This is a genomic window from Tunturiibacter gelidiferens (genome assembly GCF_014201335.1).
Taxonomy (GTDB): Bacteria; Acidobacteriota; Terriglobia; order Terriglobales; family Acidobacteriaceae; genus Edaphobacter; species Edaphobacter lichenicola_E.
The window spans coordinates 600,211-621,920 of record NZ_JACHEB010000001.1 but is presented as its reverse complement, the minus strand read 5'-3'; the positions used below and the strand labels follow the sequence as shown (position 1 = coordinate 621,920).

Here is a 21,710-nt window from a genome sequence, read left to right as displayed (position 1 = left end):
GTGTGGCACTCTAATAAGAGAGCATGAAATCCCTTACTGGAAGATTAAGAGGAGTGAAGGCCTGGCCTCTGGCATTGATCCTGTGCAGCCCACTGGCTGACGCACAGACTCAGAGCGCGGATCTGCCTCCGGCTCCGACGCCCAATATTGTGAAGTTTCCGGGCGGGGTGGTGGTCGAGCAGGGGACGCCTGGGGCGATGCCGTTGAGTCTCGACGATGCGATCGCCCGTGGGGAGAAGCGCAACCTGCAGATGCTGTTGGCCGTCCAGAACGAACGGATGGTGCGGGGCCAGGTTCTGACGGCCGAGAATAGTTTGTTGCCTAGCTTGACGGCCAAGGGGGCGATCGAAGCGCAGCAAATTAACCTTGCGGCGGAGGGATTCAAGGGGTCCTCGCTTGCGGAGTTTCCGTTGCCGCCGGGGTTCATATTTAACGAAATCGTCGAGGTGAACACGGCTTCGGCACAGATGAGCTTGAATCAACAGCTCTTCAATGTGCCGGCTTATTATCTGTATCGATCCGCGCAACAGGCTTCCAAGGCGGCGAACTTTACGACGCTGAATCAGGAGGATGCCGTCGTCCTTTCCGTGGGGACGCAGTATCTGCTGGCGTTGGCGGATGCTTCGCAGATTACGAATGCGCAGGCATTGGAGAAGGCTGATGAGGTCGCGTATGAGCAGGCGAAGGCCTCGCACGAAGCAGGCGTTGGGACCAATCTGGACGAGTTGCGCGCCAGGGTTCAATTGCAAACGCAGCAGCAGGCGCTTATCAATGACGAAAACGCGTTTGCGAAGGACAAGATTGCACTGAACCGGCTAATTGGGTTGCCGGTGGATCAGGAGATTAAACTTACGGATGCGGCGCCTTATGGGGAGTTTGCGCAGTTGCCGCTGGATGATGCGAAGAAGCTGGCCTACGAGCGCCGGAAGGATCTGCTGAGTCTGCAGGCGCAGCTTGAGGTTGCGGTGAAGGCACGGAAGGCCGTGCGGGCTGAACGGCTGCCGGTGTTGTCGTTCGATGGGTACTATGGAGTGCTCGGTGAGATCGGTTCGCTCTACCACGGTGTGTTTACGGCGACCGGTAAGGTGAGCGTGCCGGTATTTGAAGAAGCACAGCTTCGCGGCGAGCGTGAGGTGGCGGATGCGCAGATGATCGGGCTGAGACAGCAGATCGGGTCGTTGCGAGTGACAATTGAGCAACAGATTCGCTCGGCGATGCTGGATGTTCAGTCGTCGAATGATCTGGTGAAGGTTGCCAAGAGCAACGTGGATCTTGCGACGCAGGAGTTGCAGGATGCGACCGATCGTTTCTCGGCGGGCGTAGATGACAACCTGCCGGTGGTCCAGGCTCAGGCGACGCTGGCGGCGGCGCAGAGCACGCTTGTGAATACGCTCTATCAATACAACCAGTCGAAGCTGCAGTTGGCGCGCAATACCGGCGTCGTGGAGTCGCAGTACAAGGTTTACCTGGGCCGGTAGAGCTGCAACCCAAGGGTCGGTGTTAGGATTCTCCGCATGAAGAACGCCGAGCGTTCATCGCCGATGCGATTGGCAGCGTGGGCCCTGGTTGGCAACCTAGTTATGGCGGGCGCGGTGTTCTTCGAGGTAGTGGTGTACCCGAAACTGTCCAATCGTGTCACAGCGTTGCCGGTGTGGGCGTTTCGCTTGTTCACTTTCACAATACCTTTCCTGGCTGGACTTGCGATCATCGCCTTGGTCGTGCAAAAGCTGCGTGGCGGCATGAAGAAAGGTGCCTGGACGGATGCTGAGCTAGAGCCATTGCGGCGACGGCTCCGGAACCCAGTGTGGGGTGTGGCATCGGGTGCGTTGTTCATCCTGGCCATCGGCGTTGTTGTGACAGATCGCGGATTCGGTCATGCGGGCTGGTTCTGCTTTTTGATTCTACCCTTCCAGATTCTGTTACAGATCGTAAATGCGGTGAGGCCGGCTGAGAGTGCGCGGGAACACATTGATGGAAACGGTTCCGCGGCGATACGGTCGGAGCGTTGGGGCGAGCCGCCAACTGGAACTGTGGACTGATCGCTGCTGCGTGATGAAAACATAGCGAAAGTCTGCGGTGGCACAGGCACTTTCGCGGCGGAAGTGTGAAAACATAGGCTATGGCGGATGGTTCGGAACGAGGGGAGCCAGCGGTAAAGAAGGATTACCGCTCGGCGTTTAAGTCGCGGGACTTTCGGCTATATCAGACAGCGCGGTTGATGGTGATTCTGGGGGCGGAGGCGCAGTCGGTCGCTGTGGCGTGGCAGGTGTACGCGCTGACGCACTCGGCGTTGGATCTTGGATATACAGGGCTGGCGCTTTTTCTGCCTGGGTTGTTTGTGATGCTGGCAGCGGGGCACGCGGCGGACCGGTATGACCGGCGGAAGATCATTCTGCTCTGTTATGGGCTACAGGCTTGTTGTACTGCTGTGTTGTTGTGGTTGTCGTTGAGTGCGACGGCGTTGCAGCATGGGAGGGTGTGGCCGATCTATGCGGTGCTAGTGGGAATTGGATTGGGCAGGGCGTTCAGTGGGCCTGCGGCGAGCGCGATGCTTCCGAGCCTGGTGCCGAAGGAAGATTTTGTGAACGCAGTGACATGGGGCGCGACGGTCTTCCAGATTGCGAATATGTCGGGGCCGGCGGTGGGGGGGCTTTTATTTACCTTGCCGCTGGCCGGCGTCGCGGCGGTGTGTAATGGCGCTCCGCTGGTCTACAGCTTCACGCTGCTTATGCTGCTGGGATTCGTTGTGCTGGTGAGCATGATTCGGGCGAAGATGGTGACGACTGAAAAGAAGGCCTTCAGTATGAAGACAGTGCTGGCGGGGCTTGAGTATGTGTGGCGCGCGAAGCTGTTGCTGGGGTCGATCTCGCTGGATTTGTTTGCTGTACTGTTGGGCGGTGCGACGGCGTTGTTGCCGATCTTTGCTACCGATATTTTGCATGCCGGACCTCGCGGGCTCGGATTGCTGAGGGCGATGCCTTCGGTTGGGGCGCTGGCGGTTTCGTTGTTGATGGTAGTGCGACCGATTAAGCGCAAGGCTGGGTTGACGATGCTAGTGTGCGTTGGAATCTTCGGCGCAGCGACTGTTGTGTTCGGGTTGTCGAAGAGTATCTACCTGAGTGCGGCGGCGCTGGTGATTGTCGGCGCGAGCGACATGGTGAGTGTAGTGGTGCGGTCGAGCGTGCTGCAGTTGGCGACGCCACCGGAGATGCGTGGACGAGTGAGTGCGGTGAACTGGTTGTTCATCGGAGCGTCGAATGAGTTTGGCGAGTTTGAAAGCGGCGTGACGGCGCAATGGTGGGGCGCGGTGCGGGCGGTGGTGATTGGTGGAATCGGTTCGATGTTGGTAACGGCCTCTGCCGCCGGGCTATTTCCCGAGCTGCGCAATGCGGATGCTCTGACGGCTGAGGCGTTGATGGAAAAGGATTTGGAGTTGAGTGTCGCGGAGCCGATAGATTAGAGTGCTGTGGTTGGGTTCATGAGGAGAGTCGATGCAGAATGGGGCTAAGGCGGCGATTGGGGCAACCGTAATACTGGTGTTGGCGGTGGGGATTCGGGTGGGCTTGATCTACCGGGAGCGGAATGCTCCGGACAACTCGGTGAAGGCTCCGGCTCGTGAGGTAATTCCTGAAGACGATCTTGTTTTTTTGAAGAAAAAGCGGCCTGACTCGCTGAAGGACATCAAGGATCTGGCGGGAACGACGGTTTGGGTTTCTGCTGGCGGGCAGCTTGAGTACTACCCTCTCGTTGGGCACTCGGCGCAGTATGGAAAGCCTGCCGGAACATTGTTGGGGGCTGAGCCGCTGTTGGTGAAGGATGCGATCGAGCAGGTGGCTCCGAAGGCGGCGACGTTTCGGATTCCGGGCGGCGACAAGCAGGTGCTGATGGTGTTCACGCGGCCCGATGCTGCAGGCGATACGAAGGAATATGCTGTGCCGGTGGGGTATCGGCAGGCGGGACAGTACACGTTCTATACGGATGAGATTTTGTTCTATGACGATCCGCATGAGCTCTACAAGCATTGGGGGCCGGAGATCTGGAAGGCGGTGGATGCGCACCAGGTCATTCTCGGAATGAATGAGCGGCAGGTGCAGCTTGCGTTGGGGCAGGTGAGCAAGAGCACAAGCAATACCTATGGAGATCGCATGGTGGTGTTCGCGAACCTTGGAAAGCCTATGGCCGTGACCTTTGTGAAAAATAAAGTGACGGCGTTTCGAGCGGACCAGGGGTACTGACCCGCCTTCAGCCTGATTTGATTGATTTCAATAGATCTCAAAATTAATTTCGACATTGAGTTCGACAAGGACCGGAATACCGTTCTGTGTGGCGGGGGAGAAAGGGTACTTTTGTACAGCCGCGAGAGCTCGTTCATCGAGCCCCATTCCCAGCGCATGAACGATGGACATATTCGTCACGGTGCCATCTGGCTCAAGGTGAAAATTTACTACTACGACGCCACTGTATTGGAGTCTACGTGCGAAATCGTTGAACGTCGGTTCTTTGGCATGCAGTAGTTTGGGTGCCTTGACTGCGCCGCCAACGCGGGCGGCCTTAGGGGCAGGCGGTTGTTGGCTCGTTGGCTCTGTGGTGGAAGCGTCTGCCTCATCCACTGGAGTGAAGTATTTCAAAGCATAGGGCTTCCAATACGAGGGCATCGACGGAATTAAGTTGGGAAGACCATTGACGAAGATGGCATCCAGAGCAGGGCTATAATCGCCCGTCGGGCCGGCTGCGACTTCTAGATGAATAGATTCGTCCTGCTGACTTCCTATTTTTCCTGCGTTAAGCGGTACGCGGAATTGCTCGTCATCTTTCAACTCGAGACCGATACGCCGACCATCGAGAATGAGCTTATCTTGCTTGATATGGACATCTTTGAACTCGAAGCCGCAGAGAGTAAACGCGACAACACTGGATTTCTCCCTGAGAGTCCCGACGGAGTCGAAGTGTAACTTGTCGTCGCCTCAGCAGCCACGTAAAAAGAGTGGCTGGTTCATCAGTCTCGTCTTGATGTCGGCTTCGGTCGATTGCGCGTTGAGGACAGATACGAAACGACAGGCGAACAAAAACACAAAGGTGGAACGAGCACGAGACGAACGCAATATCGTAAGCATGAGTTCAAATCTAGACGAGAAACAAATTTGCAGAAACAACAAAGATGAACGACGGGTCTGACAGGAACTCAGCCGGTGTTGCGGAGGCCGGCGCTGATGCCGTTTATGGTGGCGGAGATGGCGCGATCTAGTTCGGGGGAGTCGAGGTCTCCCTTTGTCTGAGCTGCGCGTTTGCGGCGCATTAGCTCAACCTGGATGAGCGACATTGGGTCGACGTAGGGGTTGCGCAGGCGGATTGAGCGCTCGAGGACGGGGTTGGTCTGCAGGAGCGATTTTTGCTTCGTGATCTCGAGGATCATGCGGTGGGTGAGGTTGAACTCTTCTTCGAGGGTGGTGAAGACGCGGTCGCGGAGGGCTTCGTCTTCGACCAGTGAGGCGTAGAGGCGAGCGATTCCGAAGTCGGCCTTGGCAAGGGCCATCTCGACGTTGCGAATGATGTCGAGAAAGAGTGGGAAGTCGCGAGCCATGGTTTGGAGCTGCGCCAGGCCTGACACTGGACCGTCGGGGTTGGACTCGATGAAGTGATGGAGCGCGTGGCCCACACCGAAGTAGGCGGGGACGAGTTGGCGCGACTGCATCCAGCCGAAGACCCAGGGAATGGCACGTAGATCGGCCATGGATTTTTTGCCGCTGCGTTTGGCAGGGCGTGAGCCGAGGCGGGCGTGCTCCAACTCGGCGACGGGCGTGGCCTGCTCGAAGTAGGTGAAGGTGTCGGGGTTGTCGACGATGTGTTTCCGATAGAAGTCGTAGGAGGTGGCAGAGAGCTGGTCTAGCGCGGCTTCCCATGCGGGAAGGATCTCTCCGGTGAGGTGGGGGATCGCTGCTCCGTGTTGCAGTGCTGCGTCGGGGCGGGCGAGGGCGTCGAGGCTTGCGGCGATCATTAGTTCCAGATTGCGTTCGGCGAGGACCACGTCGGAGTACTTCCAGTTGAGGACTTCGCCTTGCTCGGTGATGCGGAGTTCGCCAGTGAAGCTGTCGACGGGTTGAGCGAAGATGGCGCGGTGCGTGGGGCCGCCGCCACGTCCGACAGTGCCTCCGCGACCATGAAAGAGGCGCAGGGTCACGTTGCATTCGCGGGCGACTTCGTGAAGCGCGCGGTGAGCCTTCCAGATCTCCCATGTGCTGGTGATCATGCCGCCATCTTTGTTCGAGTCAGAGTAGCCGAGCATGACCTCCTGTCGGCGGTTCCAGCTGGCGAGCAGAGGCTTGTAGACGTCGCTGGTCCAGAGCTTGCGCATGATGGCGGGGGCGTTTTGCAGATCCTCGATGGACTCGAAGAGCGGGACAGGTTGAAGGCCGGGATCGTCGATTCTCCCGTCTGCGTCTGGTGGCGTGGCTTCGACGCTGACTCCGCCCAGACGCGCGAGCCAGATGACCTGGAGAACATCTTCTGCGCTGGTTGCGCCGCTGATGACGTACTGCCGGATGGATTCGGGCGAGTAGGTTTGTTTGAGCTCGGCGATGGTGCGGAAGGTGTCAAGGACCTCGGCTGTCTGTTCGCTCAAGGCGGAGGGAAGATTGAGCGAGTCGGGAGAGCTTGAGGGGCACCAGGCCGAGACCTCAGCGACTGCAGCGGCGTGGACGCGGGCGTGCTGGCGAATGTCGAGAGTCTGCAGGTGCAGGCCGTAGGTGCGGACTTCGATCAGGAGCGGATCGATGAGCATTTCGGCGAGGCGTGGCCCGCTATTTTTGATCAGCGAGTCGCGGAGAGTGGTGAGATCGGAGAGTATTTCGGCAGCGCGGGTGTAGGGCTTGAGCGCGGGGTTCGCTGGAACAGGGACTGCGGACTGCGGGGTGGCTCCGAGGCGCATCATGATGCAGGCGACGAGCAGCCGGATGGATTCGTGTGGGAAGCGCTCTCCGAGAGCGTTCTGGCCGGCGGTTCGGAGTTGGCTTAGGTAGCGGTCGAGCAGGGCGGTCAGTTCGGCGGAGACGGGGACCTGTTGGATAGAGCTTGCGAGTTGTTCGAAGATGTTTTGCAGGCGGCGGCGGTAGTGCGTGAATAGAAGCGAGCGGGCCATCGCAAGGGCGTCGCGAGTGGCTTGCGGAGTGACGAAGGGGTTGCCGTCGCGGTCGCCGCCGATCCAGGAACCAAAGGTGATGAGCTGGGGAAGATCGGCGATGCAGGGTGGTGGAGTTGTTGAGGGTGGGGGATCGCTGCGTCTATTTGTAACCGAATCGGAGCTTTTCTTGTCGGGGTACTCGGCTGCGAGCGCAGTGGCGATCTCGGAGTAGAGGACGGGGAGGGTGTCGAAAAGGCTGGACTCGTAGTAGTCGAGGGCCATGCGGATCTCGTCGAGGACGGTGGGGCGGGCGCTACGCACGTCGTCGGTCTGCCAGAGTGCGGTGATCTCGGCCAGCAGGTCGTGCTCGAGGGATTCGAGGTGGGGCTCAGGGACGGGGATGCGGTCGAGTTGCTCGAGCAGATCGGAGATGCGGCGGCGCTTGAACATGACGCTGCGACGGGCGACCTCGGTTGGGTGCGCGGTGAAGACGGGGGAGACGCAGATGCGGTTCAACAGTGCGTGAACCTGTTCGGCGGTGAAGTCTGCTTCGCGGAGACGGCGAAGCGTTCCGCGGAGATCACCACGCTGGATAGAACCGGAGGAGCTGGAGTTCTGATTAAGTTGAAGGGAGAGGCGGCGACGCTTGCGATGGTTTGTTTCGGCGAGGTTGATGAGTTCGAAGTAGAAGCCGAAGGCCCGGGTGAGCTGGTAGGCGGCCGGCAGGTCGAGGGTGTGGACGCGGGCGAGAGCCTGCTGGAGGTGGGCGGTGGCGGTGGCCTCGTCGGCAGCTCCTGTCTGCGGGGCTTCGGCCTCGCGGCGGGCGATGGCGATGCGGCGAAGAGCTTCGACGGCTTCGTAGATCGGCTCGCCGGCCTGTTCACGCAACACCTCGCCGAGCAACATGCCGAGCGAGCGAACGTCACGGCGCAGAGGAGCTTCTTTGAGCTCGCCGGTGGGAGCCTGTAGTTCGGCGAGACGCTGGGGCCAGTCGGTTGGAGACCAAAGGGACGGCATCCTTTGATTATGCCTTGTGTGCTGGATCGAGGGGGCGAGGCGCTGGCGCTTCAGTAGACCGTATCAGAGAGCAGCGGCGCGGCAGAGGGGTTCTTTGCGGATCTCGTTGAGTAGCGGAGTGGTGAGAAAGTCGGCGGAGTTGTTGCCGAGCGTGAGGCGAAGGGTTGGGAGAGCGAGCAGATAGCGCAGATAGTAGGCGATCTCTTCAAGATTCGAAGAACCGGAGCCGGGTGGGTTGTAGCGATACTGGCCCGGCGTTTGGACAGGAATCTCCCATTGGCGGCGGACAGGTTTTACGTGGGTGTAGCCGAGGAAGTCCATCGTCATGATGACTTTTTCAGTGGGTGGAGGGAAGAGATCGCCTTCTGGGGTTCGCGTCCAGGGAGGATAGAAAGCCAGGTTGGGGGCGCGTCCGAAGTTTGCGAAGAGCTCGAAATAAGATTTTCCATTGGGGCGCAGGGTGCACTGGGCGATCAGTGTGGGTGAGGGGGACGGCGCGGGAGAATCTCCTGTAACGGGGAGACGAAGAGACCCTGGCACGGCCAGGCGAACGTACTGGATCCGCGAGGTCGGTTCTTGTCCGGCGATTCGATCGATTCCGTCGGCGAGAGTTGTCTTTACGAGCTGCGGATGGTCAGGTTGCTCTGCGGCTTGTTCTTCGCCAAATACCGACGCGACTCCAAGGAAAGCGAGCGTCAGTGGAAGAAGGACAAGGCGGCGGAAGTTGGCAGACATGGGGATAGCGTAGTCGACGACGTTGACGTACGACAGACTTTTTTCGGCTTAGTGATGCTGCCAAGAGAAGGGTATTTCACATCAATTGCGCGATCTTTTCTAACTCCTCCTGCAGGCAGGGTAGCGAGCAGCTGATGGATTCCATGCGGAAAGCTGCTTTGCGTGCGTCCTGCGTCGAGACGCCGTAGCCGCGCGTGACCAGAAAACTGCTGATGAGATCGGCTGCCTGCCAGGAGTCGAGGCCCGACTTCATCAGGTCCTCTCGCAGACCCGAGAGGTCGGCCTCGGCAAACTTTTCGACATGGGCACCCTTTGCCTTTGTCATCTGCACTTCTCCTGCTCAACGCGTGTCCGCCGTCGGCCTGCCCTTGGTATTAGACGTCCTGGGTCAACCGAGGTCGCGTTGAAACTCATTCATTGGCCCGACAGATTATGTCGCCCGAGAACTTTACGAAGAGATGGCCCGGAAAGTTTCCTTGAAGGAGCTCAATCAGAGTACGCGGTCCGCAAGCAGCACGGGAATTCCGTCGATAACAGGATAACGTCGCCCGCAGCCTTCGCAGGAGATGATATTGCCGGCGTTCTCGAGCGGCTGGTGGCACACCGGGCACACGACACATCGAAGATCGGTGGCCGGTAGGGATTCAGCGCTCATATCGCTATCTTACCGGCCGAAGATCCGGAGAGCGCGATACCATGGAACGGATATGAGTGAGATGAAAAGAACTTCCAGAATCTTAGATGGCATAGCGATTGCGGGGCAGATCAAGGCCGAGGTTGCAGTCGAGGTTCAAGCGCTTGTCGTTCGCGGAATCACTCCCGGTTTGGCCGTGATTCTGGTCGGAGAGGTGCCCGCGTCGCAAATTTACGTTCGCAGCAAGGTGAAGACCTGCGGCGAGTTGGGAATCTTCAGCGAGATGCTTACGCCGCCGGAGACCATTACGACCGACGAGATGTTGGATTTGATAGCGGCGCTGAACGCTCGCGAAGACATCGACGGCATTCTGATTCAGCTTCCTCTTCCAAAGCATGTAAACACCAAGCGGCTGCTCGAGGCCGTGTCGCCGGACAAGGATGTGGATGGATTTCATCCCATGAATGTGGGCCGGCTGCAGAGCGGTCAGCCGGGGTTGGCTCCCTGTACGCCGGCGGGGATTATGGAGATTCTGCGACGGAGCGACTTGCCCGTTGCGGGCCAGAATGCGGTCATCGTGGGGCGCTCGGATATTGTCGGCAAGCCTGCGGCGATGATGCTGCTGAACGCCTCGGCCACGGTGACGGTGTGCCACAGCAAGACTGTCGACCTCGGCAGCGTGACTCGCAAGGCCGATCTCCTGGTGGCTGCAATGGGCAGGCCGGGATTCGTGACCGCAGAGATGGTCAAGCCTGGCGCAACTCTGATCGATGTCGGGATCAACCGCATCACCAGTGCCGATGAGGTTGACGAGTTTTTTCCCGGCGATGAGGATCGGGCGGCGACCTTTGCCAAGCGCGGATCGGTTGTTGTCGGCGATATTCATCCGGCGGCGTTCGCGTTGGCGGGAGCGTACACGCCGGTGCCGGGTGGCGTTGGCGCGTTGACCATTGCGATGTTGATGCAGAACACGGTAACGGCGGCAAAGCTGCGGCGCGGGATTTCGCTGGGGAACAACTAACCTTCATGTTGCGCGTTGGCCTTACCGGCGGGCTAGGAAGCGGGAAGTCTACCGCAGCGAGATTGTTCGCCGCGCTTGGGGCGCGCGTGTTGCAGTCGGACGCTATTGGGCGCGAGCTGATGGAGCCAGGTCAGCCGATCTACGACGGAATGATCGCACACTTTGGCCCCGGCGTGGTTCGGCCCGATGGAACGCTTGATCGCGCCGCATTGGCACGCATCGCCTTCACGGAGGGACGTGTCGAAGAGTTGAACGCAATCGCGCATCCGTTGGTGATAGCGCGCCAGATGGCATTGACCGAGGAGATCTCTCAGCAGGAACCACGCGCTGTCGTGATGGTGGAGTCGGCACTGATCTTCGAGACGAACTTCGGGACGGTAGATGGTGCACGATGGCAGAAACGCTTCGACAGGATCATTCTGGTGACGGCTCCCGAAGAGGTGAAGATCGCACGATTTGTCGCCCGCTCCTCAGGCGGCAAGGCTATCAACGAAGAGCAGCGCGCTGAGTTCGAGGAGGAGGCACGCCGCAGGCTGGCGCAGCAGATCTCCGACGAGCAGAAGAGCGCCCTGTCCGACTACGTGTTGACCAACGGCGGCGCTTTGACGGAGTTGGAGTGGCAGGTCGATCAGCTTTGGCCGATCCTCGAGGCTGCGGCGTAGACGAGCGCTTATCGTAGGAACATGCCGGTCTTAAGCTCCTGAACAAATTGAATGTCCCGGGATGATGCATTTCAGTCTTCTGCCGATGAAGGTACTGTGTCAGACAGCCACACTTTATTGAAGGACAAGGAGACGGGCAGATGATCCGGCAAGCGATCAATTGCGATATCTGTGCAGCAGAGAAGCAGACGAGTAACTACTGGTTCGTCGCCTACGAAACGGGCGGAGAGCTGAAGCTTCGCGGTTGGGAGTCGCCGCAGAACTCTCGCAAGGGCGCGAAGCATCTGTGCGGACAGAAGTGTGCGCAGCGCATGATGGCGAACTTCATGGCTTCGCTGATGGCGACCGTTCATAACAACGAGCAGGACGCCGAGGCGGCTTTGGAAGGTCTTGATCTTGTCGCAAAGAGCGAAGAGGTAGAGGTTATCAATCGGGCCGAACGCTCCGAGCCTGGAGAGAAAACTGAGCGCACGGATCGGCTCGATCGCACCGATCGCTCGCTGGTGGGTCGCGCCAACGTTGCCAGCGCAGACCTCGATGCCGAGTCCTGGGCTGGTCCGGTGCGGGTCAAGGAGGAGTCGTGGGAGGCGCCGGCCAAACGTCAGCCCGAACGCGAGAATTTTCTCCATGCTCCCCGTATCAAGCCGTCCGCGCTCAATCGGCTGCAGCGAATGGTGTAAGTAAAGTGCAGGTTTAGTCCCTCCCCGGGAAGATGTGCTGGACGCTCAATAGTCTGCAAGGCTCTGATCCTCCAAAGAAGCGGGACGAATCTGGTCCCGCTACCCCGCTGGCCCCTTTCGACGGAATCAACGGCGTACCGCCGCGAGTGAGCAGACGAGCACGCGGCTCGATACAATTGAATTAGCCGGTTTTTTTGAGACCGGCTATTTGAAAGTTCAGGTCGTGTTCACGATGAAATTGCGTCCCGTTCTGCTTGTGGTCCTTCTTCTTTGCGGCTTTTACTATCTGACGACCCATGTCTGGTCGACGGGAGCGGTCTCCCCGTGGCTGCATCGTGCTGTGCCATCTGCGCCGGTCACTGCCACAAGAGCTGCGACCGTCACCGGGCCGATGGGGAACTTTGAACTGACCGAGGCTGATGCGGCGCCTGCGTACGACACTGAGGAGCAGCAGAATATTGCCGTCTACAAGAAAGCTCTTCCGTCGGTGGTAAACATTACTTCGACAGCGGTGGCGTTCGACTTTTTTTATGGGCCTGTTCCGCAGCAGGGGCAGGGCTCCGGATTCATTCTGGACAAGCAGGGCCACATCCTTACCAACAACCACGTGATCGACAACGCGCAGCGCGTCGAGGTCACGCTCTCGGACAAGCATAAGTACAAGGCGACGGTGGTTGGCGTCGACAAGGGGCACGATCTTGCGTTGCTGCTGATCAACAACGCGCCGAATCTGCAGCCGGCGACTCTGGCTGAGTCCCAGAGCCTGACCGTTGGCCAGCGGGTCTATGCGATAGGCAATCCGTTTGGCTTATCCGGCACGATGACGCGCGGAATCATTTCGGCGATCCGGTCGATTCGTGGCCCGAACAACAATCCTATCGAAGACGCGATCCAGACCGATGCTGCAGTGAATCCTGGCAACTCGGGTGGCCCGCTGTTGAACTCTCGTGGCGAAGTCATCGGTATTACCACGCTGATTGCAAACAACGGCGCGGACCAATCGTCAGGAATCGGGTTTGCAATTCCGGTAAATACGGCGAAGGCGGTTATCGCAGACTTTGCAAAGTATGGCCGCGTGCGCCGTCCCACGCTCGATATAGCCACTCTCGAGGTTGGGCCGGAGGTAGCTGCACAGATCGGCTTGGCTGCTGACTACGGTCTGTTGATCGAACGCGTCCTGCCGGGTGGTGCTGGGGAGAAGGCCGGCCTGCATGGAGGAACTCAGCGAGCCTACCAGGGCAATATGCCGGTGATGCTGGGCGGCGATCTGATCGTCGCAATCGACGGCCAGGAGATCACGAATGCGCAGGATCTATCGGCGGCGATGAACTCGCATAAGGCAGGAGATGAGGTGACCCTCACGGTCTTCCGCGGGCATAAGCGGCTCGACGTCAAAGTGAAGCTGAACGACGCGACGGAGCAACAGGGACAAGCTGGTCGCGAGACCTAAGTGCTCTGAACGTGGTCGTCGCTGAACGGATAAAATGGTAGATGCTTCTATGACTGATCCTGCAGTGCTCGAAACCAATCCTTCCGCTGGTACCCCTGAACCGATCCATAACTGTCCCGAGTGCAGTCTGTGGCTGCCGCCGATGACGCTCGCCTGCCCGGAGTGTCACACGATCGTCTACGCGGGTTATTTGACGGGACTTGGGCAGCTGGCGATGTCGCAGGAGCAGGAGCGGGCATGGCCGCAGGCACGTGAGACATGGCAGCAGATGCTGCAATGGCTGCCTGCGGGGGAGCAGAGTCAGAAGGTGGCAGCGCACCTTGCGACGCTCGATGAGCGCATTCAGACGGGTGAGCAGCGTACTGCGACGTGGAAGAAGAGGCTGGGGCCGCTGGCTCCGGTTACGTTCTTTCTGCTGAAGGCAAAGACGTTTTTGTTCGCTCTGCTAAAGTTCAAATTTCTTTTAAGCTTCTTCGCCTTCTTCGGGGTGTACTGGGCGCTGTTTGGATGGAAGTTCGGCCTGGGTTTCGCTGTATCCATCTTGATCCACGAGCTCGGGCACTACATTGCGGCGCGGCGGCGTGGGCTGAAGGCGGATCTGCCTGTGTTCCTGCCTGGGCTAGGGGCGTATGTGCGGTGGTACAGCATGGGAATCTCGCTCGACGCGCTCTCGAGCATCGCGCTCGCAGGGCCCTTCGCCGGATTGCTGGCGGCCGCAGCATGCGCGGCCATCTACTTTTATACGAAAGTCGAGTTTTGGTCTGCGCTGGCCCATGCAGGTGCGTGGCTGAACCTGATCAACCTCGTGCCAGTGCTGGGTCTCGACGGCGCGCAGGCAACGCATGCGCTCAATCGCATGCAGCGTGGCCTGATCTTGGCCGCCGCCATTCTCTTCTTTGCATCTCTACATGAAGGAGTCTTTCTCTTCATTGCAGCGGGTATGGCGTGGCGGCTCTTCACGGGCACAGCTCCTGAGAGCCCCAGCAGCGGGACGATGATTCGATACACGCTTTTATTATTTCTGCTGGGAGCGCTGATGGGCCTTGTGCCTGAGACGATGCGGCGGTTCTAACTTCGTCAGGGTTTGCGGCGGACATAGCGGCGATCTTCAATGACATACTCCCCGCTCAGCACCGTGGAGATAGCCTCCGGATAGGTGCGGTGCTCCTGCTCGAGGATGCGAGCCGAGAGAGTTGCCTCAGTGTCGTCGTCATGAACGGGCACCGTCTTTTGCAGAATGATGACGCCATGATCCACCGCCTCATCGACAAAGTGCACCGTGCAACCAGCCACCTTGGCTCCATACTTCAGAGCTTGCCCCTGTGCGTCGAGGCCTGGAAAGGCCGGCAGGAGCGAGGGGTGTACGTTGAGTATTCGGTTCGGAAACGCCCCCACAAACACAGGGGAGATGATACGCATATATCCCGCCAGGCAGACCAGGTCGACCTTGTGTTGATGAAGTCGCGCGATCATCTCCGCGTCATGCTCGGCACGCTTGTGACCCGCCGAGGGAATCGCAAAGGAGGGCAGATTCAGCTCGCGTGCCGCCGCTAGCCCCGGAGCATCTTCTATGTTAGACAACACGACCGCAATCTCTGCGCCGAGCAAACGTCGTTCGTGAATAGCCTTCACGATCGCAAGAAAGTTCGAGCCTCTGCCGGAGAGAAGAATGCCAAGTCGGTGCATGAAGGATTCCTTGTTTCGATTCTAGGCGAGGCCGCGCTCTATGTCTTCGTCGGGCATATTGTTCGACTCAATTCGTTTCTAGAAGACACGCGAGGATTGGCGGCGGGCGCTGAAGTATGATGGCCTGAACCGTGAGGAATCCATGTGCTTCTCTGCAACCGCGAACTTCGTCGGCAGCGCCGTTCTGGGCGCAATTGGCGTAGTCACTCTCACTGAGGTTAAACACCGCCGCGAACTGCTCTTCGCCGCGATGCCTTGCCTCTTTGCGTTCCATCAGTTTGTCGAAGGCTTTGTCTGGCTGGGACTCGGGGGAACTCTTTCGCCAACCGTGACCCACGACGCCGGTGCAGCCTATGTCCTCTACGCGCAGGGACTGCTGCCGTTCCTGCTTCCACTCAGCGTCCTGCTGCTCGAGCCCACTCGAAAACAGCGGCGTCAGATGCTCCCGTTCGCCATCCTGGGAGGGGCACTCATGCTCTACATGCTGTGGGGGCTCATTGCTTATCCGCTGCAGGTCTCCATACAGGACAACAGCATCGTTTACGTCAACGTCATCACCACTACTACGCTCATCGCAATCCTCTACGTTATCGCGACCTGCGGTTCGCTCTTCTTCTCAGGCTACCGCGACCTAATCACGCTTGCATGGCTCAATCTTGTGGGCCTGCTCGTCGTCATGCTGGTCAAACGATATGCCTTCACTTCGGTCTGGTGCGCGTACGCCGCGGTCGTCAGCGTCATCATCTACTTTTTCTTCCGTCGTAGCCGTCTGCATCGGCCGTCCAACTACGCCACGGCCTGAAGCTGCAGTGATCATCAGCTTTAAGCAAAAAACTGCTGACCACCTGCGAAGTTGCAGTGATCACCGGGCGGTAAAAACGGCGCTGCCTATTCTCTAGTTGTAGCTGACCTTGCGTTCGCCGCGCACGATTCGGCCAATCAGGCAGTGCCTTTCGTTCGCGCGGTTCAGAATCGCCTTGGCTTTTTTTATCTTCTCGGCTGGAATCACCGCGATCAGCCCGATGCCCATGTTGAAGGTCCGCAGCATCTCGTCCTCCTCCACGTTGCCCAGCTGTTGCAGGTGTTCAAACAGAGGAGGAACGGTCCACGAAGCACGGTCGACCAACGCTCCTATGCCCTTCGGCAGAATGCGCGGCAGATTCTCCGTGATTCCACCTCCGGTGATGTGCGCCATGCCGCTTACTACGTCGGCTCCAGTCAGTTTCTTGATCACCGACAGATAGCTGCGATGGGTCCGCATCAATGCTGCGCCGGTCTTATCTTTCAGCTCGTTGATGTACTGCTCCGGGCCATACTTTGCGACTTCAAACAGCAGCTTGCGCGCGAGCGAATACCCGTTCGTATGGAGGCCGTTCGAAGGCAGACCGACTAGAACATCGCCGATCTGAATTTGCTCTCCGGTGATGATCTTGTCGCGGCTCACCGCGCCGATGATCGTGCCCGCAAGGTCGTATTCACCGTCCGCGTAGAAACCCGGCATCTGGGCCGTCTCACCGCCGATCAACGCGCAGCCGTTGGCTTTGCAGGCCTCGCTTATACCTTGCACTACGCGCTCGATCACTATGTCTTCGAGCTTTCCGGTGGCCAGGTAATCGAGGAAGAACAACGGCGTCGCACCCTGCACCGCAATGTCGTTGACGCAGTGATTTACGAGATCTTGTCCAACGGTGTGGTGAATGCCGAGGTCAAACGCGACCTTCAGCTTTGTTCCCACGCCGTCCGCGCTTGAGACCAGTACGGGGTTGGGAAACTTTTCGAGATCCAGAGCAAACAGGCCGCCGAAGCCGCCGATCTCGCTCAACACCTGTTTGTTGAAGGTCTTCCGCGCGAGCATCTTGATGCGCTGTTTGCTGCGGTCCCCGGAGGTGATGTCGACACCGGCATCCGCATAGCTGATGCTCTTCTTCGCCGGGCTCTTGGCCGTTTCTTCTGAGGAGGATCGCTTCAGCGCAGTGGCCTTTCGCTCCGCATTTGCGGACTGCAGCGGAGAGACTCCGGTGGATTTGTCCTGTCCGGACGTGGGTCTGTGCGTGGCAATTGAATCAGGCGGCGGGGAGGTCTCATCCGGCAAGGTCGTGCTCCATATCGTAGTGCTTGAAAAGAAGAAGTTTAGTCTAGCAGGGCGATCTTCAAAGTATCGTAAAGTGCCGTTATTCGTACACGCCCAAAAGTTTTCGGCGCTGGTCCAAAGGTGGTAGCGGACAGGTATCGTAGCGGCCCAGGATTCGGTAGCGGAGGCGAGCGACGATCCCGTAGCCGAACTCACGCAGGGTTTTTGGCACCAGTAATAGCAGCCGGCCCAGAAGCCTCCAGGGCGCTGGAAGCAGCCTCAGAGCTCCACCGACTGCGTCGGAGCGGTTGTAGAGCCGTTCCTGCGGCCTCAGGGCGTCTGTCAGCAGTACGACTCCGTCGGGGAAGCTCTGTACCTGGAAGCGACCAAGTACCTCACGCCCAAGCGTGCTCTGAAGGGGGACGTAGCGCAGCTTCTCTTGCCGGTCGTGTTTGAGCAAAAACTGAACCACTCCGTTGCACAAAGCGCAGACGCCGTCGTAAAGCAGCAACGCCCGGCCCTCAATCTCTGCACGCTCTGGCTCGGTCATCTCTCTATGATATGCCTCTTTATACTGTTGATATGTCCCGTCCCCTTACTCGCTCCCGTCAGTTGCAGCTTCGTGCTGAAAAATTCCTGCCTGCAGGCGTCGACTCGCCGGTGCGGGCCTTTCGCGCAGTGGGGGGGGATCCGCCGTTCGTTACCCATGCCGATGGCGCCTATCTGTTTGATGCGGATGGAAATAAATACCTCGACTTCTTCGGTTCGTGGGGCCCGATGATCCTCGGACATGCCTTTCCTCTGGTCGTCGAGGCGATTCAGAAGGCGGCTTCGCAAGGGGCGAGCTTCGGAGCCTCCACTGCGGCAGAAGCAGATCTGGCCGAATTGGTGACTCGATGCTTTCCGTCGATCGAAAAGCTGCGCTTTGTCAGCTCCGGTACAGAGGCCTGTATGTCGGCTGTTCGGCTGGCGCGTGGCTTCACTGGTCGCAACTTTGTGATCAAGTTCGAGGGCTGCTACCACGGGCACTCGGACGCAATGTTGGTCAAGGCGGGTAGCGGCGTGGCCACGCTGGGAATTCCTGGGTCCGCGGGGGTGCCGGCGGAGACCGCGATGCACACGCTCGCGCTGCCTTTCAACGATCTTGATGCGGTGAGAGCGGCATTTGCGGCGCGACCGGACGAGATTGCCTGCGTCATTGTGGAGCCGGTTGTAGGCAACGCAGGCACTATCGCTCCAGCGGCGGAGTACCTGCAGGGATTGCGGCAGATTACGGCGCAGTATGGGGCTTTGCTGATCCTTGACGAGGTGATGACCGGGTTTCGTCTATCGCTTGGAGGTGCGCAGCAAGTCTATGGAGTGACGCCGGACCTTACTACGCTGGGCAAGATTATTGGCGGAGGCCTGCCTTGTGGGGCTTTTGGCGGGCGCGCGGATGTGATGGAGTTTTTGGCTCCTCTGGGGCCGGTGTATCAGGCTGGGACTTTGAGTGGGAATCCGCTTGCTATGGCTGCGGGAATCGCGACTTTGAGCCATCTTCTGCGGCATGAAGAAGAGATTTATAACGGTCTTGAGAGCACGACCGCTCGCATCGCGGAAGGGGTTGCGGGGGTGGCGCGGGAGGCGGGCATTTCGTTGACGACCAATCGTGTTGGGTCAATGTTTACGTGGTTTTTTACGGATAAGCCTGTGACTGATTTTGTGAGTGCCGCTACGTCGGATACGGCTGCTTTTGGGCGGTTTCATCGGGCTATGCTGGATGCGGGTGTGTGGTTGCCGCCTAGCCAGTTTGAGGCTGCGTTTGTTTCGACCGCGCATGGGGAAGCGGAGATAGGGATGGTCCTCGAAGCTGCTCGTAAGTCGTTTTTGACGGATCGGCCGGAATAATTTTAGAAAAGTTGGCGATTTTTTTGATGGTTGGGTATTTTTTTTCTGCTGTGGTGGATGGGCGAAAATGTGTGGGTTTGCTGAGGTTTTTGAAGGGGGCTGTGGGAAAATTGCGTGTTTCGATGTGGTTTTTCGGTGGTGAAAACGTGGTGGGATGCGTGGTGGATGTGGAGTTTTAGCACCACAATTTTCGGTTTCGAAAAATATGCCAACTTTTTGAGAATTATTTTTGGCTGAGCAGGAGAAGTGGCTTCGGACGCTTATCGATGATGGATTGTGCTGGCCACCGAATGCGAATTCGGCAGGTGGTCTCAGGAAGACCGCAGAGGAGGAGCAGCAGTATGGAGACAGTCGAAAGATTCGTTACGTCGGCACCCGCGGAGATGGTCTGGCGAATAGTCGCTGACGTCGAGCACTGGAAAGACTGGACACCAACGGTTCTCGAAATTACGCCACTGACCGATGAAGGATTACGAGTCGGCGCTCGATATCGCGTGGTACAGCCGGGATTGCAGCCTGGAGTGTATGAAGTTACTGACTGTACCCCGAATGTGGCGTTCACGTGGGTTCAGAAACTGCTCGGAGGCGAATTGGTCGCCGATCACAGAATCGAGACCAGAGACGGAGCGACTCAGGTCGAACTCTCTTTTTCTTCGAAAGGACTTTTGACCAATATTGCGACGGCACTGCTTTCCAAGAAGATTGTTGATCTCGTCGCGACAGAGGCAAGGAGTCTCAAGAAGAGATGTGACGCAATGGTGAGATCGTAGTCTGTGCAGTGCAAGTCCCCCCCGCGATCGCGGAAATCGAGGCCGGTGCTGTTCTCACGAGGCTTCAGCCAGACTTCCTTCCTAGCCGACACCCCGACTTTACGGGAAGCTCGATTGCTCCTAGAAGTGATGAAGAATATAAGGAGCGGAACGACGCTACCCTGGATCTAAGGGTCGTTAAGCATCGTAAATGTTTGTAAAATGGAGATGATTTGTGACGGAGACTACCTCAATGACGACCACAGAGACCACAGGTCAGTCTGCGCCTGCTTCTCCTGCAAAACCCGTTCAGCCCCAATCGACCACAAACCCGTACGTGGGAATCTTTGCGGTCTTTTTGGGCGCGGGGCTCGCTACGCTGAGCAGCCGATTACTGAGCGTCGGTCTCCCCGATCTGCGAGGCGCCCTCGGCATCAGTTTCGATGATGCATCGTGGCTTCCGACCGCGTTCAACATGGCGACGATCTTCAGTGGTGTATTTGTCGTCTTCCTGAATGCCTTTTGGGGGCCGCGCAGAATTCTGCTACCGGCTGCTGGGATCTTCACGGCCGCATCTTTCCTCCTGCCGTTTGCACCGAACTACCAGGTGATGCTGGCACTGTTGATCGTGGCAGGTCTCGCTTCGGGGACCTTCTACTCACTTACGATGACGTTTGTGTTGACCAACCTTCCGAAGCGGTTGATCATCTTCGGGATCGCGGCGTATGCGGCGGACATTGTCTTCGTCAGTAATATTGCGACGTTGCTGGAGGGGTGGTACGTCGATCATCTTTCGTGGCGCTGGATCTTCTGGACGGCCGCGCTCTTCACTCCATTGATGATGGTATGTATCCATTTCGGAATTCCGCGCCGGACCAATACAGACCCCAAACCGAGTTGGCGGGGGTTCACGTACTTCAGCTTGAGCCTTGCTCTTTTGTATGGGGCACTGGATCAAGGACAGCGGCTGGACTGGCTGAACTCCGGCACTATCGTCGCGATGGTAGTCGCTGGACTCTTTCTGTTTGGGGCGACGATCGTGAGACGCATGATCCAGCCGAATCCAGAGGTGAATCTCAAGTTTCTGAACACCCGGAACATCATCATCCTGGCCACGTCCATCTTCGTATTCAAGTTCATGCACCTGGCAGCGATTGTGCTGGTACCAGGGTTCCTCAGCAACATTCAACACTACCGGCCGCTGGAGACCGGACACACGCTTGCCTGGGTGGCGCTGCCGATGTTCGCGGTGGTGTGGCTGGTGGCTACAATCATCATCCACGTAAACTCGCGGCTGGTCCTGGCGCTTGGACTTACCGTGGGAGCGATATGCTGTTGGCTTTGGTCACACGTGGATACTACGTGGTCAGGAAGTAGCTTCGAAATAGTGGAGCTTCTGCTCTCTGTCGGATTGGCATGCACCTACATCGGATTGGTGAGCAGCATAGTGCTGGAGGCGCTCGAAGCGGGCGCTCTGACAAGCGCCGCCAACGCCGCCACCTTCTCCGGATTTATGCATCTTATGCGGCTCTTCGGCGGCCAGGTCGGCGTAGCTGCTATGACTCACTTTATTGCGGTGCGAGAGCAGTTTCACTCCAATATGCTGGGGCTCTATGTGCAAAGGGGCAGCTGGCTTACCGATCACCGATTGCTGATGCTGGCGGGCGGCGCACTGCCGCAGTCCACGGGTAAGCAAGAGGCACTGCAACGTGCAGGCACTGCTCTTGGCCTGCAAGTGCGGGCGCAGGCGTATACATTGGCGACGTCCGATGGATTTGTCCTGATCATATGGGTGGTGATTGTTTATCTGCTCATCATGCTGTTTCTAAGGCCAGGCAAGATCACCTTCGCCGCCCTCAGCAAGATGCAGTGAACCGAGCATCGACATGATGCAAAGGCAATTCTAAACACGGGAAGTTCGATCATCGTTCAGTAGGCCGGCAGGCGCGGCGGCTTGCCTGGGGCAGGCTCCGGGACTTGAGGCATTTATGAGATGGGTTG

The 21,710-nt window shown here is 58.3% G+C and carries 21 protein-coding genes; 13 read left to right on the top strand and 8 right to left on the bottom strand.

The genetic code is table 11. The annotated features are described in order from the left end of the window. Positions 1-23: 23 nt before the first annotated feature. From HDF14_RS02550 to HDF14_RS02535, 4 genes are all read left to right on the top strand, one after another. Positions 24-1,478 carry a TolC family protein gene (locus HDF14_RS02550; RefSeq protein ID WP_183973210.1) on the top strand — a complete coding sequence of 485 codons (1,455 nt, stop codon included), beginning with the start codon at positions 24-26 and terminating at the stop codon, positions 1,476-1,478. Between the two features lie 36 nt (positions 1,479-1,514). Beyond that, positions 1,515-2,039 carry a hypothetical protein gene (locus tag HDF14_RS02545; RefSeq protein ID WP_183973208.1) on the top strand — a complete coding sequence of 175 codons (525 nt, stop codon included), beginning with the start codon at positions 1,515-1,517 and terminating at the stop codon, positions 2,037-2,039. An 80-nt stretch (positions 2,040-2,119) separates the two neighbouring features. Further along, positions 2,120-3,460 carry an MFS transporter gene (locus HDF14_RS02540; protein ID WP_183973206.1) on the top strand — a complete coding sequence of 447 codons (1,341 nt, stop codon included), beginning with the start codon at positions 2,120-2,122 and terminating at the stop codon, positions 3,458-3,460. Positions 3,461-3,491: 31 nt separating this feature from the next. Beyond that, the gene (locus HDF14_RS02535) at positions 3,492-4,235 is read left to right on the top strand and encodes a hypothetical protein (protein WP_183973204.1); all 744 of its coding nucleotides are present in this window, start codon (positions 3,492-3,494) and stop codon (positions 4,233-4,235) included. Between the two features lie 27 nt (positions 4,236-4,262). On the opposite strand, the gene HDF14_RS02530 is transcribed toward HDF14_RS02535, so the two are convergent. From HDF14_RS02530 to HDF14_RS27345, 5 genes are all read right to left on the bottom strand, one after another. Next, complete coding sequence (locus tag HDF14_RS02530; protein ID WP_183973202.1) at positions 4,263-4,817, bottom strand: energy transducer TonB; 555 nt, start codon at positions 4,815-4,817, stop codon at positions 4,263-4,265. 365 nt (positions 4,818-5,182) lie between these two features. Beyond that, entirely contained in the window at positions 5,183-8,134 is a 2,952-nt protein-coding gene (ppc, locus tag HDF14_RS02525) for a phosphoenolpyruvate carboxylase (protein ID WP_183973200.1), read from the bottom strand. Between the two features lie 63 nt (positions 8,135-8,197). After that, positions 8,198-8,869, bottom strand: coding sequence for a hypothetical protein (locus HDF14_RS02520; protein ID WP_183973198.1), 672 nt, complete (start codon positions 8,867-8,869; stop codon positions 8,198-8,200). 76 nt (positions 8,870-8,945) lie between these two features. Beyond that, positions 8,946-9,194 (bottom strand): hypothetical protein, encoded by a 249-nt coding sequence (locus tag HDF14_RS02515; protein WP_183809434.1) that lies wholly within the window; start codon positions 9,192-9,194, stop codon positions 8,946-8,948. A 165-nt stretch (positions 9,195-9,359) separates the two neighbouring features. Continuing rightward, positions 9,360-9,524, bottom strand: a complete 165-nt coding sequence (locus HDF14_RS27345) for a Trm112 family protein (RefSeq protein WP_406707177.1) — start codon at positions 9,522-9,524, stop codon at positions 9,360-9,362. Positions 9,525-9,585: 61 nt separating this feature from the next. On the opposite strand from HDF14_RS27345, the gene HDF14_RS02510 reads away from it, so the two are divergent. The 5 genes from HDF14_RS02510 (at position 9,586) to HDF14_RS02490 (ending at position 14,388) form a co-directional block, all read left to right on the top strand. Further along, positions 9,586-10,524 (top strand): bifunctional 5,10-methylenetetrahydrofolate dehydrogenase/5,10-methenyltetrahydrofolate cyclohydrolase, encoded by a 939-nt coding sequence (locus HDF14_RS02510; protein WP_406707176.1) that lies wholly within the window; start codon positions 9,586-9,588, stop codon positions 10,522-10,524. 5 nt (positions 10,525-10,529) lie between these two features. Continuing rightward, a complete protein-coding gene (coaE, locus tag HDF14_RS02505; RefSeq protein ID WP_183973194.1) occupies positions 10,530-11,186 on the top strand; it encodes a dephospho-CoA kinase in 657 nt (218 codons plus the stop codon). 140 nt (positions 11,187-11,326) lie between these two features. Further along, positions 11,327-11,866 carry a hypothetical protein gene (locus HDF14_RS02500; RefSeq protein ID WP_183973192.1) on the top strand — a complete coding sequence of 180 codons (540 nt, stop codon included), beginning with the start codon at positions 11,327-11,329 and terminating at the stop codon, positions 11,864-11,866. Positions 11,867-12,098: 232 nt separating this feature from the next. Further along, the gene (locus HDF14_RS02495; RefSeq protein ID WP_183973190.1) at positions 12,099-13,316 is read left to right on the top strand and encodes a S1C family serine protease; all 1,218 of its coding nucleotides are present in this window, start codon (positions 12,099-12,101) and stop codon (positions 13,314-13,316) included. 49 nt (positions 13,317-13,365) lie between these two features. Beyond that, positions 13,366-14,388 carry a site-2 protease family protein gene (locus tag HDF14_RS02490; RefSeq protein WP_183973189.1) on the top strand — a complete coding sequence of 341 codons (1,023 nt, stop codon included), beginning with the start codon at positions 13,366-13,368 and terminating at the stop codon, positions 14,386-14,388. Positions 14,389-14,393: 5 nt separating this feature from the next. Here the strand turns inward: HDF14_RS02490 and purN are convergent, their stop codons facing one another. Continuing rightward, the gene (gene purN / locus HDF14_RS02485) at positions 14,394-15,002 is read right to left on the bottom strand and encodes a phosphoribosylglycinamide formyltransferase (RefSeq protein WP_183973187.1); all 609 of its coding nucleotides are present in this window, start codon (positions 15,000-15,002) and stop codon (positions 14,394-14,396) included. Positions 15,003-15,144: 142 nt separating this feature from the next. Here purN and HDF14_RS02480 point away from each other — a divergent pair, with 142 nt between their 5' ends. Continuing rightward, on the top strand, positions 15,145-15,804 hold the full coding sequence (locus HDF14_RS02480) for a DUF6629 family protein (RefSeq protein WP_183973185.1): 660 nt from the start codon (positions 15,145-15,147) through the stop codon (positions 15,802-15,804). Between the two features lie 93 nt (positions 15,805-15,897). Here the strand turns inward: HDF14_RS02480 and purM are convergent, their stop codons facing one another. Both purM and HDF14_RS02470 read right to left on the bottom strand, forming a co-directional pair. Beyond that, on the bottom strand, positions 15,898-16,971 hold the full coding sequence (gene purM / locus HDF14_RS02475; protein ID WP_260698006.1) for a phosphoribosylformylglycinamidine cyclo-ligase: 1,074 nt from the start codon (positions 16,969-16,971) through the stop codon (positions 15,898-15,900). Positions 16,972-17,173: 202 nt separating this feature from the next. Next, a complete protein-coding gene (locus tag HDF14_RS02470; RefSeq protein WP_183973183.1) occupies positions 17,174-17,623 on the bottom strand; it encodes a thiol-disulfide oxidoreductase DCC family protein in 450 nt (149 codons plus the stop codon). 32 nt (positions 17,624-17,655) lie between these two features. On the opposite strand from HDF14_RS02470, the gene hemL reads away from it, so the two are divergent. The 3 genes from hemL (at position 17,656) to HDF14_RS02455 (ending at position 21,582) form a co-directional block, all read left to right on the top strand. Further along, positions 17,656-18,960 carry a glutamate-1-semialdehyde 2,1-aminomutase gene (gene hemL / locus HDF14_RS02465; protein WP_183973181.1) on the top strand — a complete coding sequence of 435 codons (1,305 nt, stop codon included), beginning with the start codon at positions 17,656-17,658 and terminating at the stop codon, positions 18,958-18,960. Positions 18,961-19,301: 341 nt separating this feature from the next. Continuing rightward, positions 19,302-19,730 (top strand): SRPBCC family protein, encoded by a 429-nt coding sequence (locus HDF14_RS02460; protein WP_183973179.1) that lies wholly within the window; start codon positions 19,302-19,304, stop codon positions 19,728-19,730. Between the two features lie 232 nt (positions 19,731-19,962). Then, positions 19,963-21,582 carry an MFS transporter gene (locus tag HDF14_RS02455; protein WP_183973177.1) on the top strand — a complete coding sequence of 540 codons (1,620 nt, stop codon included), beginning with the start codon at positions 19,963-19,965 and terminating at the stop codon, positions 21,580-21,582. Positions 21,583-21,710: the final 128 nt, after the last annotated feature.

Excerpts from the sequence above, each read along its gene's own strand:
- HDF14_RS02520 (WP_183973198.1), bottom strand. The coding sequence starts at position 8,869 with ATGTCTGCCAACTTCCGCCGCCTTGTCCTTCTTCCACTGACGCTCGCT.
- HDF14_RS02490 (WP_183973189.1), top strand. The coding sequence starts at position 13,366 with ATGACTGATCCTGCAGTGCTCGAAACCAATCCTTCCGCTGGTACCCCT.
- HDF14_RS02545 (WP_183973208.1), top strand. The coding sequence starts at position 1,515 with ATGAAGAACGCCGAGCGTTCATCGCCGATGCGATTGGCAGCGTGGGCC.
- HDF14_RS02470 (WP_183973183.1), bottom strand. The coding sequence starts at position 17,623 with ATGACCGAGCCAGAGCGTGCAGAGATTGAGGGCCGGGCGTTGCTGCTT.
- HDF14_RS02460 (WP_183973179.1), top strand. The coding sequence starts at position 19,302 with ATGGAGACAGTCGAAAGATTCGTTACGTCGGCACCCGCGGAGATGGTC.
- HDF14_RS02495 (WP_183973190.1), top strand. The coding sequence starts at position 12,099 with ATGAAATTGCGTCCCGTTCTGCTTGTGGTCCTTCTTCTTTGCGGCTTT.
- HDF14_RS02550 (WP_183973210.1), top strand. The coding sequence starts at position 24 with ATGAAATCCCTTACTGGAAGATTAAGAGGAGTGAAGGCCTGGCCTCTG.
- HDF14_RS02510 (WP_406707176.1), top strand. The coding sequence starts at position 9,586 with ATGAAAAGAACTTCCAGAATCTTAGATGGCATAGCGATTGCGGGGCAG.
- HDF14_RS02455 (WP_183973177.1), top strand. The coding sequence starts at position 19,963 with ATGACGACCACAGAGACCACAGGTCAGTCTGCGCCTGCTTCTCCTGCA.
- HDF14_RS02480 (WP_183973185.1), top strand. The coding sequence starts at position 15,145 with ATGTGCTTCTCTGCAACCGCGAACTTCGTCGGCAGCGCCGTTCTGGGC.
- coaE (WP_183973194.1), top strand. The coding sequence starts at position 10,530 with ATGTTGCGCGTTGGCCTTACCGGCGGGCTAGGAAGCGGGAAGTCTACC.
- HDF14_RS27345 (WP_406707177.1), bottom strand. The coding sequence starts at position 9,524 with ATGAGCGCTGAATCCCTACCGGCCACCGATCTTCGATGTGTCGTGTGC.
- hemL (WP_183973181.1), top strand. The coding sequence starts at position 17,656 with ATGTCCCGTCCCCTTACTCGCTCCCGTCAGTTGCAGCTTCGTGCTGAA.
- purN (WP_183973187.1), bottom strand. The coding sequence starts at position 15,002 with ATGCACCGACTTGGCATTCTTCTCTCCGGCAGAGGCTCGAACTTTCTT.
- HDF14_RS02535 (WP_183973204.1), top strand. The coding sequence starts at position 3,492 with ATGCAGAATGGGGCTAAGGCGGCGATTGGGGCAACCGTAATACTGGTG.
- HDF14_RS02515 (WP_183809434.1), bottom strand. The coding sequence starts at position 9,194 with ATGACAAAGGCAAAGGGTGCCCATGTCGAAAAGTTTGCCGAGGCCGAC.
- ppc (WP_183973200.1), bottom strand. The coding sequence starts at position 8,134 with ATGCCGTCCCTTTGGTCTCCAACCGACTGGCCCCAGCGTCTCGCCGAA.
- HDF14_RS02540 (WP_183973206.1), top strand. The coding sequence starts at position 2,120 with ATGGCGGATGGTTCGGAACGAGGGGAGCCAGCGGTAAAGAAGGATTAC.
- HDF14_RS02500 (WP_183973192.1), top strand. The coding sequence starts at position 11,327 with ATGATCCGGCAAGCGATCAATTGCGATATCTGTGCAGCAGAGAAGCAG.